This window comes from Microbacterium sp. DT81.1 (assembly GCF_049844955.1).
Taxonomy (GTDB): domain Bacteria; phylum Actinomycetota; class Actinomycetes; order Actinomycetales; family Microbacteriaceae; genus Microbacterium.
In genome coordinates, this window is sequence record NZ_JBNCMA010000037.1 from 1 (window position 1) to 265 (window position 265).

The following is a 265-nucleotide window of genomic DNA, read 5'->3' on the forward strand; positions in this document are numbered from 1 at the left end:
GACTCCCTCGACTTCCAGGACGACGGTGCGCGTAGTTCCGTTCATTTCTGTTCTCCTGCTCCGTGAAGCCGATGCGGTGTGCTCATGAGGTGGGCTCGGTTCTGATGACGACTCGCCAGGTGGTCCCTGCGTCGGATGTGGTGCGGACTCCGCCCTCGTCGGCGATCGCGACGATCCCCTCCCAGCTGACGGCGATCGCGGACGCGGTGCCGGTGGCGTGCCCGGCGGTCTCCCAGACGGCACCCGGCGTTGTTGCCCCGGTCCA

1 protein-coding gene is annotated in these 265 nt (G+C 67.5%); it reads right to left on the reverse strand.

What is annotated here, in order from left to right; all coding sequences use genetic code 11:
* Positions 1-82: 82 nt before the first annotated feature.
* Positions 83-265 (reverse strand): hypothetical protein (locus ACLQ2Q_RS22240; RefSeq protein ID WP_425824089.1); only part of this gene is annotated, 183 nt, incomplete at its 5' end.